A 15,382-nucleotide genomic window follows, 5' to 3' on the forward strand; every position below is an offset into this window, starting at 1 on the left:
GGTCCGTTTCCGGCCGACCGGTCTCCGGTCCGTCCGTCTCCGGCCGACCGGTCTCCGGTCCGTCCGTCTCCGGCCGACCGGTCTCCGGACCGTCCGTCTCCGGTCGGCCGGTCTCCGGTCCGTCCGTCTCCGGCCGACCGGTCTCCGGACCGTCCGTCTCCGGTCGGCCGGCCTCCGAGGGGACTCTCTCCGATCGGCCCGTACGCGAACGCCGCACCGCCGCCGCGCCGCGCCCGCCACGTCCCCCGGGCGTACCCGAGCGCCGCGGCCGACACCCCGGTCACGATGGCGCCGGCGCGCCCCGCGCCGCCGGGCCGGCCGCGTACGAGGTCGCGCAGGCCGCGTGCCACTCCGGCGGGCAGCACGCGGGTGGTGTAGCGGCGCTCCGTTTCGAGCCCCTTGCCCGCGCCCACGCTCCGGGCCACCAGCGCTTTGGACAGCCCCTCGGCGTACGTACGAGTGCGGAAGTAGCCGAACCGCTCGCGCGCGGGCGGCACCTTGTGGTGGATCACCGCCCGGTCGTCCATGAGCAGGACCGCGTCCGGCAGGGCCCGGCCGAGCCGGATGCACAGCTCGGTCTCCTCCCCGCCGAGCGGCCGCTTGTCGCCGCCCCGCCCGATGCCGGTGGCGAAGCCCCCCGCGGCGTCGAAGGCGGTACGCCGGAAGGAGGCGTTGCCGCCGTGGATGTTGCGCACCCGCACCCGCCCGGAGGGCAGCCCCCGGTAGGTGCAGCCGACGACCCAGTCGAACTCCTCCGGGAACCACACCGGCCGCCGCCCCGATGCCCACGCCGGCACCGTCCGCCCGCCGACGGCCATCACCCGGGGGTCGTCGAACCCCTCGTCGAACCACCGCAGCCAGTCGGGCTCGGCCACGGCGTCGTCGTCGAGGAAGGCGACGATGTCGCCGCGGGCGGCGGCGATGCCGGTGTTGCGGCCGGCCGAGAGGCCGCGGGGGCCCGCGTTCGCGAGCACCCGCACCTTCTCCCCGGCGTCCTCGTACTCCTGGCCGAGCCGCTCCAGCAGCGCCGCGTTGTGGTCCACCACGAGCAGCGTCTCCAGGGCCGGCCGGGACTGCCGCCGCACCGAGGCGACCGCCGCGAGGATGTCCTCCCAGCGGTCCTCGGTGTACGCGCAGATCACCACGGAGAACTGACGGTCACTCAAGAAATCTCACCTCGGGGCACACTAACCGAGAAGCTCGCGGTGCGACGGCGAGCGGCACGCCGGGCCCCCTTCTCCCGGAGGATCACCTTCAGGACGCGCAGGCCGTCGCGCAGGGCGTTGAGGTTGCTGACGCCGTGGATGCGCAGGTACTCGTGGCTGGGCACCTCCTGGACCCGCAGGCCCGCCTTGACGACCCGGATGTTGATCAGCGTCTCGATCTCGAAGCCGGTGCAGTCCAGGTCGATCTCGTCGAGGCAGTGACGCCAGAAGGCGTTGTAGCCGTAGCAGAGGTCGGTGTAGCGGGCGCCGAACTTGGCGTTGACGACGGCGCACAGGACGCGGTTGCCGAGCCGGCGGACCAGGGTCATGTCGTCGGTGCCGCCGCCGTTGGCGAAGCGGGAGCCCTTGGCGAAGTCGGCGCCGCCGACGAGGGCGGAGACATAGCTGACGATCTCCTGGCCGTCGGCCGAGCCGTCCGCGTCGACCATCACGATGATGTCGCCGGTGCAGGCGGCGAAGCCGCTGATCAGGGCGTCGCCCTTGCCCTTGCCGGCCTGCCGGACGACCTTGACGTCCGGTCGCAGGGCGCGTGCGACGGCGACCGTGCCGTCCGTCGAGTTGCCGTCGACGAGGACGACTTCGTGGATCCACTCGGGCAGGCTCTCGAAGACGTACGGAAGGTTCTCCGCCTCGTTCATGGCGGGGATGACGACGCTCACCGGTGGCGCGATGGCCAGGTGGGAGGTGATCGCCCGGTAGCGGACGGGTATTCGGCCCGCCGCACGCCGGTCGTGATCGGCGGACGCGACCAAGGAGTCGCTCATGAGTCGTTTCCCTCTCGTCCGGTGGACCGCCCGCCCCCGGGCGGCCCGGCTGAATGTCCGGTGCGAAAGGGGGGTTCTCACCCCGGCCGGCACGGAATGGATCTCCGTACGGAATGGATGAGTCGGTCTTTCCGGCCGCGCGCGGCAATGCGCCTCGGCACAAGGGCATCACCGAGCATGGCACTCCCCCCCAGAGGGCCTTTTACGAAAGCCCCCCCACGCCCGCCCCGGGATCCATCGCGGCCACGAGCCCTCCCCAGAGCCGATATACGTGATGGTCCGTTGCGGGTGGATGTACGACGGTATTGATGATGTGGACTGTATGGCAAGGCCTGGGTTGAGGCTCACCTTTTCGCTTCTTTGTCGAGAGAAATGTGCCTTGACCGTAACAGCCGTAACACCCGTAAAAACGGGTGGAGATCCTTCCGTGGGCGAAATGGGATTCCGCGCGGTTCATGCCGCCCGGTGACGGCTGACGGAGGCCCGCTCGCCAACTCCCGTGCTTCTGTGCGCCGTCCGCCGGCCACCCGGGAGCCTCCCGCATGTCTTGGCATGGACACTCCAGGCTGCTACCACCAAGTCAGGCAGAAACACTGCTCAAGGGAGGTTCCATGAAACTGTCCCGAGCCGCGGCATTCTCGTCCTCACTCCTCCTGAGCGCCGTCCTCGCCCTGACCGGAGCGGGGGCGGCATCGGCCGCCTCGTCCTCAGCCGTCGACTACGTGGCACTCGGCGACTCGTACTCCTCCGGAGTCGGCGCCGGCAACTACGACAGCGCCAGCGGCGACTGCAAGCGCACCCCCCGCGCCTACCCCGCGCTGTGGGCGACCGCCAACTCCCCCTCGTCGTTCGCGTTCACCGCCTGTTCCGGCGCCCGCACGACCGACGTGTCCGCGAGCCAGCTCGGCCCGCTCTCCGCCGCCACCGACCTCGTCTCCCTCACCGTGGGCGGCAACGACGCCGGCTTCGCCGACGTCATGACCACCTGCGTCCTCCAGTCCGAAGCCACCTGCATCGCCCGCGTCGACGAAGCCAAGAGATACGTCGACAGCACGCTCCCGGGCCGCCTCGACACCCTGTACCGGGCGATCCGCGCCAAGGCTCCGTCGGCGCGCGTCGTCGTCCTCGGCTACCCCCGCTTCTACCAACTGAGCGGCAGCTGCATCGCCGGCCTCACCGAGAACGAGCGCCGCGCCATCAACGGCGGCTCGGACCACCTCAACGCGGCCATCGCCAAGCGCGCCGCCGACCACGGCTACACCTTCGCGAGCGTCACCGGGGCCTTCACCGGCCATGAGATCTGCTCGGGAGCGTCCTGGCTGCACAGCGTCAACTGGCTCAACATCGGCGAGTCGTACCACCCCACCGCCACCGGCCAGTCCAGCGGTTACCTGCCCGTCTTCAGGGCGAAGGCGTGACGCTCTGACCGGACGGCGGCGATCCGCTCGGTGACCCGCCCGGCGATCCGCTCGGTGATCCGCCGGGACCGCTCGGAGACCCGCCGTCCGTGGGGCTCGTGTCGTGGCACGTGACCGAGAACCCCACCCAGTTCGACCGTGCCACGACCGGGCTCCGGACCTCCATCCGGACCCGGTCGCGGTACGTCGCGCCCTCCCGGTGCGCCTCCACGGTGTGGCGGACCTGCTGCTCCTCGCGGCCGCCCGCGGCGAACTCCAGCGACGTCCAGCCGGAGCCCTCACCGCCCTCGGTGACCCAGCGGTACTCGACGCGCGCGGGCGTACGCCCCACCGTCACCGTCCCCGAGACCGCCGGAGCCTCGGCGGCCGGCGGCGGGCAGGGCCCGCTGTAAGCACCGCGTACGGCACGCGCGTACACCAGCACCGACTGCTGGGGCGTGGGTGTGGCTGTCGGCTTCTCCGTGGACGGCGTCGGACTCGGCGCCGTACGCGTGGGGACGCCCGCTGACGCGCTGGTCGTGCCGGTGGCGGCACCCGGGCCGCCTTTGCCGTTCCCGTTCCCGTCCCTGCCGCTGTCGCGCAGCAGTGCGTACGTGAGCCCCGCCACCGCAAGCAGCAGTACGGCGACGCCGACCGCGAGGAAGCCGACCGCGGACCGCGCGTGCCGCTCCCCAGGCTCCCGGCGCTCCTCCGGTTCCGCCGCCGGGACCGGCTGCCCTCCGGGCCCCTCGCCCGCGCCGCCCACGGCCGTCGGCGCGTACGGCTCCGACGGCGCGAACGGAACCGTCCGTGCCGCGCTGCCGCCCGCGGCCACGACCCGCAACAGGTGCTCGGCCTCCTCGGCCGGAAGCCGCTCGGCGGGGTCCTTGCGCAGCAGTCCCTCGATCACCGGCTCCAGCGCCCCCGCGCGGCGCGGCGGCGGAAGCTCCTCGTCGACCACCGCGCGCAAGGTGCTGAGCGGCGTGTTCTGCCGGAACGGCGAATTGCCCTCGACCGCCGCGTACAGCAGCACCCCCAGCGACCACAGGTCCGACGCCGGCCCGGGCGTCTGCCCCAGGGCGCGCTCCGGCGCGAGGAACTCCGGCGAGCCGATCAGCTCACCCGTCATGGTGAGGTTCGACGCGCCCTCCACCACCGCGATGCCGAAGTCCGTCAGCACCACGCGGCCGTCGTTGGCCAGGAGTACGTTGGCCGGCTTGACGTCCCGGTGCAGCACCCCCGCCGCGTGCGCGGCGCGCAGGGCCGCCAGCACTTCCGCCCCGACGCGCGCGGCCCGCCGGGGTGGCATCGGGCCGTCGGCGTCCAGGGCCTCGGCGAGCGTCACCCCGCGGACCAGCTCCATCACGATCCAGGGCCGGTCGTCCTCGGTGGCCACGTCGTAGACCGTCACCACGTTGTGGTGCGTCACGCGGGCCGCCGCCCACGCCTCCCGCTCCAGCCGCGCGTACAGCCGCCGCACCTCCGCCGCGCCGAGGCCGGCGGGCGCGCGCACCTCCTTGACGGCGACCTCGCGCCCCAGCACCTCGTCACGGGCCCGCCACACGACGCCCATGCCGCCTTCACCGAGCGGACCCGCGAGCCGGTAACGGCCCGCCACCAGCCTTTCCCCGCCCGTCTGTTCGGTCACCGGCGCCCCCTTCAGACGATGCGGCGGAAACCACTCCAAGCTAGCCGAAGTCGGCCCCTCTGGGAATGTGTCCAACTCGCCCTGGAATCACACGTATTCGGAGAGTAATCGTCAACACCCGTACATGGGTGGTGAATCACGCCACCGGGATACACGCGTGAGTTGCGGGAACGATAGGGTTAACCTGCCCGGGCCGGGTGCCTTCGTACGGGTGGGGAGTGTCATGGAACGGATAACAGTGCGCAGCAGGCCGCGTGTGCCTGCCATCACCTGCGGGAGCAGCGCGACGAGTTCGCGCCTCGACCGCCATCTCTCGGTGCTCGGCGGCCCGGCGGTGCCGCGGCGGGAGGCGGCCGAGGCGACGTTGCTCATGCGGGAGCTGACGACGCGTGACGTCGTGCACACCCGCGCGAGCAAGAGCGCGCGTGTGCGCCTCTTCGCGCCGCTGCGCCGACTGCGGCGCTCGCTCTTCGGCAACCACGGCTGAGCCCCGGCCCGCAGGCCCCGTAGCCCCGCCCCCGGCGTCCCAGGTCCCACGTCGGGGCTTCGCCCCGAACTCCCGTCCGCCCGCGGCCCGGTGGCCCGTCGTGCCCAAACGTTCCGCCCTGCGGAACATTTGTCCGCACCCCACGGCCACCGGCCCGTCCCCGCCCGGCCCGCCCGGCCTCAGGCCACCACGCCCTCCCGCCGCAGCAGGGCCCGGGTCTCCTCTGTGAGGCCCAGCTCCGCCAGCACCGCGTCGGTGTGTTCGCCCAGGTCCGGGACCGCGCCCATGCGGGGCTCCGGGCCGTCCGCGAGGGTGATCGGCGGCAGCATGGCCCGCAGGGGGCCCACCGGGGTGGGGACCTCGCGCCAGCGGTCGCGGGCCGCGAGCTGGGGGTGGGCCGCCACGTCGGCGACCGTGTTCAGGCGGGCGCAGGCGATGCCCGCCGCCTCCAGCCGGGCGACCGCCTCCGCCGTCCCCAGCCCCGCCAGCGCCTCCGCCACCACCGCGTCCGTCTTCTCGCGGTGCGCGACCCGCGCCGTGTTCGTCGCGAACGCCGGGTCGTCGCCCAGCTCCGGCCGCCCCAGCACCCGCTCGGCCAGCCGCCGCCACTCGCGGTCGTTCTGCACCGACAGCAGCACCTGGCCACCGTCGGCCGTCGCGTACGCGTCGTACGGCGCGATGACGGCGTGCGCGACCCCGGTGCGCGCGGGGGCCTCGCCCCCGTGCATCCCGTGGTGCAGCGGATGCCCCATCCACTCCGCGAGCGACTCCAGCATGGAGATCTCCACCGGCCCGCCGCGCCCCGTCGCCGCCCGCCGCAGCAGCGCCGCCAGCACCCCCGAGAAGGCGTACATCGCCGCCGAGATGTCGGCCGCCGGGATGCCCGCCTTCACCGGCTGCTCCGGCGTGCCGGTGACCGACACCAGGCCCGCCTCGCACTGCACGAGCATGTCGTACGCCCGCTTGTGCGCGTACGGCCCGCCCGCCCCGTACCCGGAGATGTCCACCGCGATCAGCCGGGGGTCCGCCGCGCAGAGCGTCGCCGCGTCGAGGCCGAGCCGCGCCGCCGCACCGTGCGCCAGGTTCTGCACGAACACGTCGGCACCGGCCACGAGCTTGCGTGCCACCTCCAGGCCGCGCGGGTCCTTCAGGTCGAGGGCCACCGACTCCTTCCCCCGGTTGCACCAGACGAAGTGCGAGGCGAGGCCCGCCGCCGCCGTGTCGTAGCCGCGCGCGAAGTCACCGCCGTCGGGGCGCTCGATCTTGATGACACGGGCGCCGAGGTCGGCGAGCTGGCGGGTGGCGAAGGGGGCGGAGACGGCCTGCTCGACGGCGACGACGGTGACGCCTTCGAGGGGCAGGGGCAGCGGCTGAGTGCTCATGACAGCCGTACCTATCGTGTACGTACCACCTTTGTCACCCCTTGGGGGAGGCGTAGCTCCGCACGGCCGCCGGCGCGCACACCGCCACCAGCAGCAGCGACCAGCACACCGCGCCCGCGACCGGGTGGGCCACCGGCCAGGCGGCGCCTTCCGGGACGGGGGCGTTGCCGAACAGGTGCCGCACCGCCGTCGTCACCGCCGAGATCGGGTTCCACTCGGCGGCCGTCCGCAGCCAGCCGGGCATCCCGTCGGTCGGGATGTACGCGTTGGACAGCAGCGGCAGCATGAACGTGGCGCTGCCCAGCTGGCCCGCCGCCTCCTCGCTGCGCGAGGCGAGCCCCAGCAGGATCCCGACCCAGGTCGTCGCGAACCGGAACAGCAGCAGCAGTCCGAACGCGCCCGCCGCCCGAAGCGCGCCGCTCTCGACGCGCCACCCCATCGCGAACCCCACCAGCAGCAGCGGCACCAGCCCGACGGCCGTCGTCAGCAGGTCGGCCGCGGCCTGGCCCAGGGGTACGGCGGCCCGGCTCATGGGCAGCGTGCGGAACCGGTCCATCACGCCCCGGTGCGCGTCCTGGGCGGCGGTGAACATCCCGGTCATGATGCCGTTCGCGGCCGTGGCCACCAGCAGCCCCGGCACGAGGTAGGCGCGGTATTCGGTGCCCGGCATGGCGAGCGCGCTGCCGAAGACGTACCCGAAGAAGAGCAGGAAGACGATCGGCATCGTCTGGGTCATCACCAGCATCGCGGGCGCGTGCCTGATCCGCTGGAGGTGGCGGCCGAGGACGGCGGCCCCGTCGTGGACGAGCGCGGTCATGCGGCGGGCTCCTTGCGGTCGGTCAGGCGGAGGAAGACCTCGTCGAGGGTGGGCGGGCGCAGGGCCGCGTCGACGATCAGGACGCCCGCGGCGTCCAGCTCGCGGACGATCCGGGGCAGCGTGAGCGTGGGGTCCTTCGTGACGGCCCCCGCGGTGCGGGCCTCCGCGTCGAGGACCGGCTCGTGGCCGGTGAGCCGGTCCAGGACGGCCGCGGCGGCGTGCAGCCCGGACGGGTCGCCGACGACGACCTCGGCGTAACCGCCGATCATCGCCTTGAGCTCGGCCGGTGTGCCGCGGTGGGCGGCCCGGCCGCCCTCGACGAGGACGATGTCGTCGGCGAGCCGGTCGGCCTCCTCCAGGTACTGCGTGGTGAGCAGCACGGTCGTGCCCTGGGACGCCAACCCCCGTACGGCGTCCCAGATGGCGTTGCGGCTGTGCGGGTCGAGGCCGGTGGTCGGCTCGTCGAGGAAGAGGACCGCGGGCCGGACGAGCAGGCTCGCGGCCAGGTCGAGGCGGCGGCGCATGCCGCCGGAGTAGGTGCGCGCCGGACGCCCGGCCGCCGCCGCCAGCCCGAATCGCTCCAGCAGCTCGTCGGCGCGTGCGCGCGGGGCGCGCAGCAGCCGGGCGAACAGCCGCAGGTTCTCGGCGCCCGTCAGGTCCCCGTCGACGGAGGCGTACTGGCCGGTCACGCCGATGCGGCGGCGTACGGCGGCGGGCTCGCGCACCACGTCGTGGCCGGCGACCCGGGCGCTGCCGGAGTCGGGCGCGGTGAGCGTGGTGAGGACCCGTACGGCGGTGGTCTTGCCCGCGCCGTTCCGTCCGAGGACCCCGCAGACCGTGCCCTCCCGGACCGCCAGGTCGAGCCCGCGCAGTGCGCGCACCTCGCCGTAGCGCTTCTCCAGGCCCTCACTAAGTACAGCGTACGTAGTCGTCATGGCGCGACCATAGCGCACTACGTACGGTGTACGTAACTAGGATGGGGGCGAGGTGATGATCCATGGCGGGCCGAGCGGCCGAACCCGAAGTGATCTGGGCGCGCCCCGAGCGCACGGGCCGCGGCCCCAGACCGGCGTACAGCCGCGCGGACATCGCGGCGGCGGCGGTGCGCATCGCGGACGCCGACGGCATCGACGGGGTGTCCATGCGGCGCGTGGCGGCCGAGCTGGGCTGCGGGACGATGTCGCTGTACAACTACGTGCCGCGCAAGGAGGACCTGTACGAGCTGATGGTCGACGCGGTCAGCGGCGAGTACGAACTGCCCGGCACGCCGAGCGGGGACTGGAAGGCCGACATGCTGGCACTGGGCTGGCAGGCCCGGGCCATCATGTACCGGCACCCCTGGCTGACCCGGGTGATGTCGTCGGTGTACGCGTTCGGCCCCAACGCCCTGCGGTACCTGGAGCACTGCCTGGGCGTCCTGGCCCCGCTCGACGCGCCGGGCGGCACCAAGATGGAGCTCATCGCGATGGTCAACGGCACGGTGATGGCCACCGTCGCGAACGAGCTCGCCATGGCGGAGCGCAGCCGCGGACTGCCCTGGTCCCAGGAGCGGGAGCAGGCCGTCCGCACGGCGTACCTGGTGCGGGAGGCGTCGAGCGGCGCGTATCCGCGCCTCGCCGCGCTCCTCGCGGAGGCGGAGGCGCCGGGCGACGCGGACGCCGTCTTCGAGCGCACGCTGCGGCGGGTGCTGGACTCCTTCGGCTGAGGCCGGGCGGCTACAGCAGCGCCAGCTGGCCCTCGGGGCCCTCTTCCTCCCGGTCCAGTACGGACGCGGGACGGCGCGCCGGGGCCGGAACGGGGAGCACCCCGGCCGCGCGGAGCTCGGCCCGGGAGATGAGGTCCGCGCCGGACAGGTCCGGCCGCCGCGCCTCCAGCCCGGCCTGGAGCGCCAGCACCGTGATCAGCTCCAGCAGCTCGGACGTCCACTCCTGCGGCCACGCGGGAGGGCGGATCGCCTCCAGGGAGCCCGGCTCGGCGGCCGGGGCGGTGCGCTGCTCGAACCAGAGCTCCAGCATCCGGACCCCGCCCACCCGGTACTCCCACGCCTCGGCCGGTACGGGCGCGATGCGGCCGCCGTCGCCGACGAGCAGGGCCTCGCCCTCCGCGTCGTACGCCAGCGTCGTCGGGCGCGGCGGCAGCGCGGCGCGGACGTAGGGCCGGCGGCCGCCGGGCAGGCGGGGGCGTTCGCCACCCCGGGCGCCGCGCAGCTGGACCTCCGCCATGCGACGGCCCAGCGCCGTGCCGGACGCCCACACGGCCGGGTCGGCGGGGAGCGGGACGGCGGACCCGGCGGGCGAGGGGCGGGCAGCGGCCAGCGCCCAGGCCAGGAGGTCCGCGGCGGTGACCTCGGAGCCGTACCGGGCGCTCAGCACCGCGAGGAGCCCCGGCGCGACGTTCGGCTCGCGGCCGCCGGGCCGCCGGTACAGCGGCCTGATGCGGCCGGGGCGGCCCGCCGGGGAGCGGCCGTCGGGCAGTGCGGCCGTGACCAGCAGCGCCGGGCCCGGCGCCGGAGCCCCGTGGCCCTGGGGCACGTACCCCTGCTCGACCGCGAAGAGCTGCCGGTCGTCCGCCACCCGCCACAGCTCCGGGCGGGCCGCGTCCAGCAGGCGGTGGTCCGGCAGCAGCCACTGCTCGTCGAAGGGCCCGTGGGCCAGCCGCACCGGCTCCGGGCACGGACCCGTCTCCCGCGCGAACCGGGCCGTACCGGTCCGCTGCCCCGGCAGCGCGGGGACCGCCGTCGTGAGCGTCCGCGCCCGGCTGGGCCGGAACAGGGCCTCCCGGTCACCGCCCTCGGCCCGTACCAGCGCGTCCCAGCGGGCCCGCAGCGTACGTACGTCCGGGGCGACGACCCAGGACCGGCCCAGGCGCAGGGGCGCCACGGACCAGGGCATCAGGTCGTCGAGCAGCGGCACGTCATCGGTCACGGCCCGCATGCTAGTGACCGCGCTCAGTCCGCCTCCACCGTGACCGTGAAGGAGAACCGGTCGCCGCGGTAGCGGATGCGCGCCACGTCCACCACCCGGCCCTCGTCGTCGTACGTCACACCCGTGTAGTGCAGGATCGGCGACAGCAGCGGGACCTGGAGCAGCTCCGCCGTCTCCGGGTCCGCGAGCCGCGCCTCGACGGTGTCGGTGATCCGGCTGATGCGCACGCCGACCGCGTCGCGCAGCACCTTCGTCATCGGCCAGCGCTCCAGGTCGGCGAGGTCGATGCCGGCCGCCACCTCGGGGCGGACGGCGTTCTCCGCCCAGTTCGTCGGCTCGCCGCTCTCGCCGTCGCGGCGCAGCCGCTTGTACGTGACGACCTCCGTCAGGTCGGGGAAGTGCTCGGCGAGTTCGACGGGGACCTTAGCCTCACCGTGGCCGAGGATCGTGGTCAGCTCGCCCGACTGCTGCGCCACGATGGCGTCGATCGAGCCGAGCAGCCGGCGCGGACTGCTGCGCCGGGCGCCCGGCTCGATGAAGGTGCCGCGCCGCCGGTGCCTGCTGATCAGGCCCTCCGCCTCCAGCTCCTTGAGCGCCTGCCGCATGGTCAGCACGCTCACGCCGTAGTGCGCGGCGAGCTGCTCCTCCGTGGGCAGGCGCAGGGAGGCGTCCGGCGCGCGCCCGAGTATGGAGGCGCGCAGGGACTGCGAGACCTGGTACCAGAGCGGGAGCTTCCGGTTCAGGACGAGCGAGTCGGGGGCGAAGGCGGTCACGTGTACTCCGTACTACGGCCGAAAGTGGCGCTCAAGACCCTGCCACACGTCGTCGTAGCCCCGCTGAAGGTGGTCGGCGTTCGCCGCCTGGGCGGTGGTGGTGACCGGCCAGCGCGTCTCGAACATGAAGGCGAGACCGTCGTCGATCTTCTGCGGCTTCAGCTCGGCGGCGCTCGCCCTGTCGAAGGTCTCCCGGTCCGGGCCGTGCGCGGACATCATGTTGTGCAGCGAGCCGCCCCCGGGCACGAAGCCCTCGGCCTTGGCGTCGTACGCGCCCTCGATCAGGCCCATGTACTCGCTCATCACGTTGCGGTGGAAGTACGGCGGGCGGAAGGTGTCCTCGCCGACCAGCCAGCGCGGTGCGAAGACGACGAAGTCGACGCCCGCGAGGCCGGGGGTGTCGGAGGGCGAGGTGAGCACGGTGAAGATCGACGGGTCGGGGTGGTCGTACGAGATCGTCCCGAGGACGTTGAAGGTGCGCAGGTCGTAGACGTACGGCACGTGGTTGCCGTGCCAGGCGACGACGTCCAGCGGGGAGTGGCCGTACGTCGCGGTCCAGAGGTTGCCGCAGTACTTGTTCACCACCTCGACGTCGCCCTCGACGTCCTCGTACGCCGCGACCGGCGCGCGGAAGTCCCTGGGGTTGGCCAGGCCGTTGGCGCCGATGGGGCCGAGGTCGGGGAGTTGGAAGGGCTGGCCGTAGTTCTCGCACACGTACCCGCGCGCGGTCTCGTCCAGCAGCTCCACGCGGAAGCGGACGCCGCGCGGGATCAGGGCCACGTCGCCGGGGCGGGCGGCGAGGACGCCGAACTCCGTGCGCAGCAGCAGGCCGCCGCGCTCGGGGACGATCAGCAGCTCGCCGTCGGCGTCGCTGAACACCCGGTCCATGGGTGCGTTCGCGTGGTAGAGGTGCACGGCCATGCCGGTGCGCTGCGTCACGTCGCCGTTGCCGCCCAGGGTCCACAGGCCGGCCAGCCAGTCCGTGCCGGGGGCCGGGTCCGGCAGCGGGTTCCAGCGCAGCCGGTTGGGGTCGGGGACGGTCTCGGTGAAGGGGGCCGTGCGCAGGGCGCCGTTGTCGGTGCGTACGAACGGCGGGTGCGCGGCCGAGGGGCGGATGCGGTAGAGCCACGAGCGGCGGTTGTGGGCGCGGGGCTCGGTGAACGCGGTGCCGCTCAGCTGCTCGGCGTACAGGCCGAGGGGCGCGCGCTGCGGGGAGTTCCGTCCGAGCGGCAGCGCGCCGGGCAGGGCCTCGGAGCTGTGCTCGTTGCCGAAGCCGGGGGAGTACTCCAGGGCGTCGGCGAGCTTTCGCGCCCGGGCCGCCCGTTCGGTGTCGTTGATCGTCATCGCCCGCTCCTGCTCAGAGGGAATCCGGAATCCTATGTAAGACCGTAGGATTCCATGGCGCCCCCCGTCAACGGTGCAATGGCCGGAGAGGTGCGGCTTGGACGGCTCCGGCGCGAGCACGGTTCCGGTGCGGCCGCGCGGTGTCCGGCGCGGTTGTGGAGCCGGGTGCGCTTCCCGGCGGACGCGGCCCGGGGGGCGGCGGCATGACGGGGCGCGTGCCCCAGCCCGGCCGGACCGGCTCCCTCCGCCGCACGCCCGTCCAGCGGCGCAGCGCCGAGCGCCTGGCCGTGAGCCGGCCGCCCCGCCGCCCCGCCGCCCCGGTGCGGCGGCAAGGCCATCGCCACCGTGCCTACCGGTCGGTATGCTCGCGGCACCCGCGCGTCACCGCCGCTGTCCCGGAGGCCTCCATGCCCACCGCCCTGCGCATCTGCCCGCTCTGCGAAGCCACCTGCGGGCTCACCCTCACCCTCGACGGCCCCCGCGTCACCGGCGCCCGAGGCGACCGGGACGACGTGTTCAGCGAGGGCTTCATCTGCCCCAAGGGCGCGTCCTTCGGCGAGATCGACGCCGACCCGGACCGGCTCCGCACACCGCTGCTCCGCGAGGACGGCGTCCTGCGGGAAGCGAGCTGGGACGAGGCGTTCGACACCATCGCCCGCCGCCTGCCGCCGCTCATCGAGCGGTACGGCTCCGACGCGCTCGGGGTCGTCCTCGGCAACCCCAACGTCCACACCATGGCCGGCGCGCTCTACCCGCCCGTGCTGCTCGGCGCGGTGCGCACCCGCAACCTCTTCACCGCCTCCACGCTCGACCAGATGCCCAAGCACGTCTCCAGCGGGCTGCTCTTCGGTGACGCCTTCGCCATCCCCGTCCCGGACCTGGACCGCACCGCGCACCTGCTGGTGATCGGCGCCAACCCCGTGGAGTCCAACGGCAGTCTGTGCACCGCCCCCGACTTCCCCGGCAGGCTGAGGGCCCTGCGCCGGCGCGGCGGCACCCTCACGGTCGTCGACCCGCGCCGCACCCGCACCGCGCGCCTCGCCGACCGGCACGTCGCCATCCGCCCCGGCACGGACGCCCTGCTGCTCGCCGCCGTCGCCCAGGTGCTCTTCGCCGAGGGGCTCACCGACCCGGGACCGCTCGCCGGGCAGGTCGAGGGGGTCGAGGAAGTCGAGGCGGCCGTAGGTGAGTTCACGCCCGAGGCCGTCGCCGCCGCGTGCGACGTGGACGCCGCCACCATCCGGGAGCTCGCCCGCGAGCTGGCGGCGGCGCCCTCGGCCGCCGTGTACGGGCGGATCGGCGGCAGCACCGTCGCGTACGGCACCCTCACCAACTGGCTCGTCGACGTCCTCAACGTCCTCACCGGCAACCTCGACCGGCCCGGCGGCGCCCTCTTCCCGCTCTCCGCCACCGCGCCCGCGCCCCGCCCCGCCGGGCCCGGCAAGGGCTTCGCACTGGGCCGCTGGGCGAGCCGGGTCTCCGGGCACCCGGAGGCCAAGGGCGAACTGCCGCTCGCCGCCCTCGCGGAGGAGATCACGACCCCGGGCGACGGCCGTGTCCGCGCGCTGATCTCCATCGCCGCCAATCCGGTGCTCTCCGCGCCCGACGGCGACCGCCTCGACCATGCGCTCGCCGAGCTGGACTTCATGGTCAGCGTGGACCCGTACCTCAACGAGACCTCCCGGCACGCGCACGTGATCCTGCCCCCGCCGCCGCCCGCGCAGAGCGCCCACTTCGACTTCGCCTTCAACGGTTTCGCCGTTCGCGACCAGGTCCGCTACACCCCGGCGGCCGTCCCGCTGGAGCCCGGCCGCATGGACGAGTGCGAGATCCACGCCCGGCTGATCCTCGCCGTCACCGGCATGCACGGCGCCGAGCCCGGCGCCGTCGACGACATGGCCATACGGCGCACCCTCGCCAAGGCCGTGACCGAGCCCCATTCGCCCGCGTACGGCGAGGACCCCGAGGAGTACGCGGCCCGGCTCGGCGGCCGCACGGGCCCGGAGCGGCGGCTGGACCTGATGCTGCGCCTCGGCCCGTACGACGGCCTCACCCTCGACCGGCTCCGGGAGCACCCGCACGGCATCGACCTGGGCCCGCTCAAGCCGCGCCTCCCGCAGGTCCTCAAGACCCGCAGCGGACGCGTCGAGCTCCTGCCGGAACCGATCGCCGCCGACCTCCCCCGGCTGCGCGCCGCCCTGGAGCCGCGCGGCGACTCCCTCGTCCTGGTCGGCCGCCGCCACCTGCGCTCCAACAACAGCTGGCTGCACAACATCCCCGCCCTCAACGGCGGCAGCAACACCTGCACCCTCCAGGTCCATCCCGACGACGCCGCCCGCCTCGGCCTCACCGACGGCGCCCCCGCCCGCGTCAAGGGCGCCGGCGGCGAGCTTCAGGTCCCGGTGGAGATCACCGACGCGGTACGCAGGGGAGTGGTGAGCCTGCCGCACGGCTGGGGCCACGACCGGCCCGGCACCCGCATGGCGGTCGCCGGGGCGCGCCCCGGCGTCAACGTCAACCAGCTCCTCGACGGCACCCTGCTCGACCCGCTGTCCGGCACCGCCGTGCTCAACGGCTTCCCCGTGGAGGTGACACCCGGCCGGTGACCTGGGGTTTTGCT

Annotated in this window: 12 protein-coding genes and 1 pseudogene; 4 read left to right on the top strand and 9 right to left on the bottom strand. The window is 74.0% G+C overall.

From position 1 onward, the window contains the following. Nucleotides 1-146: 146 nt before the first annotated feature. Nucleotides 147-1,166, bottom strand: a pseudogene (locus ACZ42X_RS15790) (glycosyltransferase family 2 protein); the annotation flags it as partial. After that, the gene (locus ACZ42X_RS15795; protein WP_468289460.1) at nucleotides 1,163-1,990 is read right to left on the bottom strand and encodes a glycosyltransferase family 2 protein; all 828 of its coding nucleotides are present in this window, start codon (nucleotides 1,988-1,990) and stop codon (nucleotides 1,163-1,165) included. The pseudogene ACZ42X_RS15790 and the gene ACZ42X_RS15795, both read right to left, overlap by 4 nt. A gap of 611 nt (nucleotides 1,991-2,601) precedes the next feature. Between ACZ42X_RS15795 and ACZ42X_RS15800 the strand changes: the two genes are divergently transcribed. Then, nucleotides 2,602-3,408 (top strand): SGNH/GDSL hydrolase family protein, encoded by an 807-nt coding sequence (locus tag ACZ42X_RS15800; RefSeq protein WP_468289463.1) that lies wholly within the window; start codon nucleotides 2,602-2,604, stop codon nucleotides 3,406-3,408. Here the strand turns inward: ACZ42X_RS15800 and ACZ42X_RS15805 are convergent. Continuing rightward, on the bottom strand, nucleotides 3,392-5,035 hold the full coding sequence (locus tag ACZ42X_RS15805) for a serine/threonine-protein kinase (protein WP_468289466.1): 1,644 nt from the start codon (nucleotides 5,033-5,035) through the stop codon (nucleotides 3,392-3,394). The genes ACZ42X_RS15800 and ACZ42X_RS15805 overlap by 17 nt on opposite strands. A gap of 223 nt (nucleotides 5,036-5,258) precedes the next feature. Between ACZ42X_RS15805 and ACZ42X_RS15810 the strand changes: the two genes are divergently transcribed. Then, nucleotides 5,259-5,522 (top strand): hypothetical protein, encoded by a 264-nt coding sequence (locus tag ACZ42X_RS15810; protein ID WP_468289468.1) that lies wholly within the window; start codon nucleotides 5,259-5,261, stop codon nucleotides 5,520-5,522. Nucleotides 5,523-5,701: 179 nt separating this feature from the next. On the opposite strand, the gene ACZ42X_RS15815 is transcribed toward ACZ42X_RS15810, so the two are convergent. Genes ACZ42X_RS15815 through ACZ42X_RS15825 form a run of 3 tightly spaced genes read right to left on the bottom strand, consistent with a single transcriptional unit; the run spans nucleotide 5,702 to nucleotide 8,656 of the window. Further along, the gene (locus ACZ42X_RS15815; RefSeq protein ID WP_468289471.1) at nucleotides 5,702-6,904 is read right to left on the bottom strand and encodes a CaiB/BaiF CoA transferase family protein; all 1,203 of its coding nucleotides are present in this window, start codon (nucleotides 6,902-6,904) and stop codon (nucleotides 5,702-5,704) included. Between the two features lie 34 nt (nucleotides 6,905-6,938). Next, nucleotides 6,939-7,721: an ABC transporter permease gene (locus ACZ42X_RS15820; protein ID WP_468289474.1), complete on the bottom strand. Its 783-nt coding sequence runs from the start codon at nucleotides 7,719-7,721 to the stop codon at nucleotides 6,939-6,941. After that, the gene (locus ACZ42X_RS15825) at nucleotides 7,718-8,656 is read right to left on the bottom strand and encodes an ATP-binding cassette domain-containing protein (RefSeq protein WP_468289477.1); all 939 of its coding nucleotides are present in this window, start codon (nucleotides 8,654-8,656) and stop codon (nucleotides 7,718-7,720) included. The genes ACZ42X_RS15820 and ACZ42X_RS15825 overlap by 4 nt, the downstream gene beginning before the upstream one ends. Before the next feature lie 62 nt (nucleotides 8,657-8,718). On the opposite strand from ACZ42X_RS15825, the gene ACZ42X_RS15830 reads away from it, so the two are divergent. After that, nucleotides 8,719-9,426: a TetR/AcrR family transcriptional regulator gene (locus tag ACZ42X_RS15830; protein WP_468289480.1), complete on the top strand. Its 708-nt coding sequence runs from the start codon at nucleotides 8,719-8,721 to the stop codon at nucleotides 9,424-9,426. A 10-nt stretch (nucleotides 9,427-9,436) separates the two neighbouring features. Here ACZ42X_RS15830 and ACZ42X_RS15835 read toward each other — a convergent pair whose 3' ends face one another. From ACZ42X_RS15835 to hmgA, 3 genes are read right to left on the bottom strand one after another with little or no spacing between them, the layout of a single operon-like run. Beyond that, nucleotides 9,437-10,654 (bottom strand): type ISP restriction/modification enzyme, encoded by a 1,218-nt coding sequence (locus ACZ42X_RS15835; RefSeq protein WP_468289483.1) that lies wholly within the window; start codon nucleotides 10,652-10,654, stop codon nucleotides 9,437-9,439. A 14-nt stretch (nucleotides 10,655-10,668) separates the two neighbouring features. Next, complete coding sequence (locus ACZ42X_RS15840; RefSeq protein WP_468289485.1) at nucleotides 10,669-11,418, bottom strand: GntR family transcriptional regulator; 750 nt, start codon at nucleotides 11,416-11,418, stop codon at nucleotides 10,669-10,671. Between the two features lie 12 nt (nucleotides 11,419-11,430). Beyond that, nucleotides 11,431-12,762, bottom strand: coding sequence for a homogentisate 1,2-dioxygenase (hmgA, locus tag ACZ42X_RS15845; protein WP_468289487.1), 1,332 nt, complete (start codon nucleotides 12,760-12,762; stop codon nucleotides 11,431-11,433). 407 nt (nucleotides 12,763-13,169) lie between these two features. On the opposite strand from hmgA, the gene ACZ42X_RS15850 reads away from it, so the two are divergent. Further along, complete coding sequence (locus tag ACZ42X_RS15850) at nucleotides 13,170-15,368, top strand: molybdopterin oxidoreductase family protein (protein WP_468289489.1); 2,199 nt, start codon at nucleotides 13,170-13,172, stop codon at nucleotides 15,366-15,368. The last annotated feature ends 14 nt before the right edge of the window (nucleotides 15,369-15,382 follow it).

The sequence above is a fragment of the Streptomyces sp. NPDC030862 genome, from assembly GCF_055571835.1.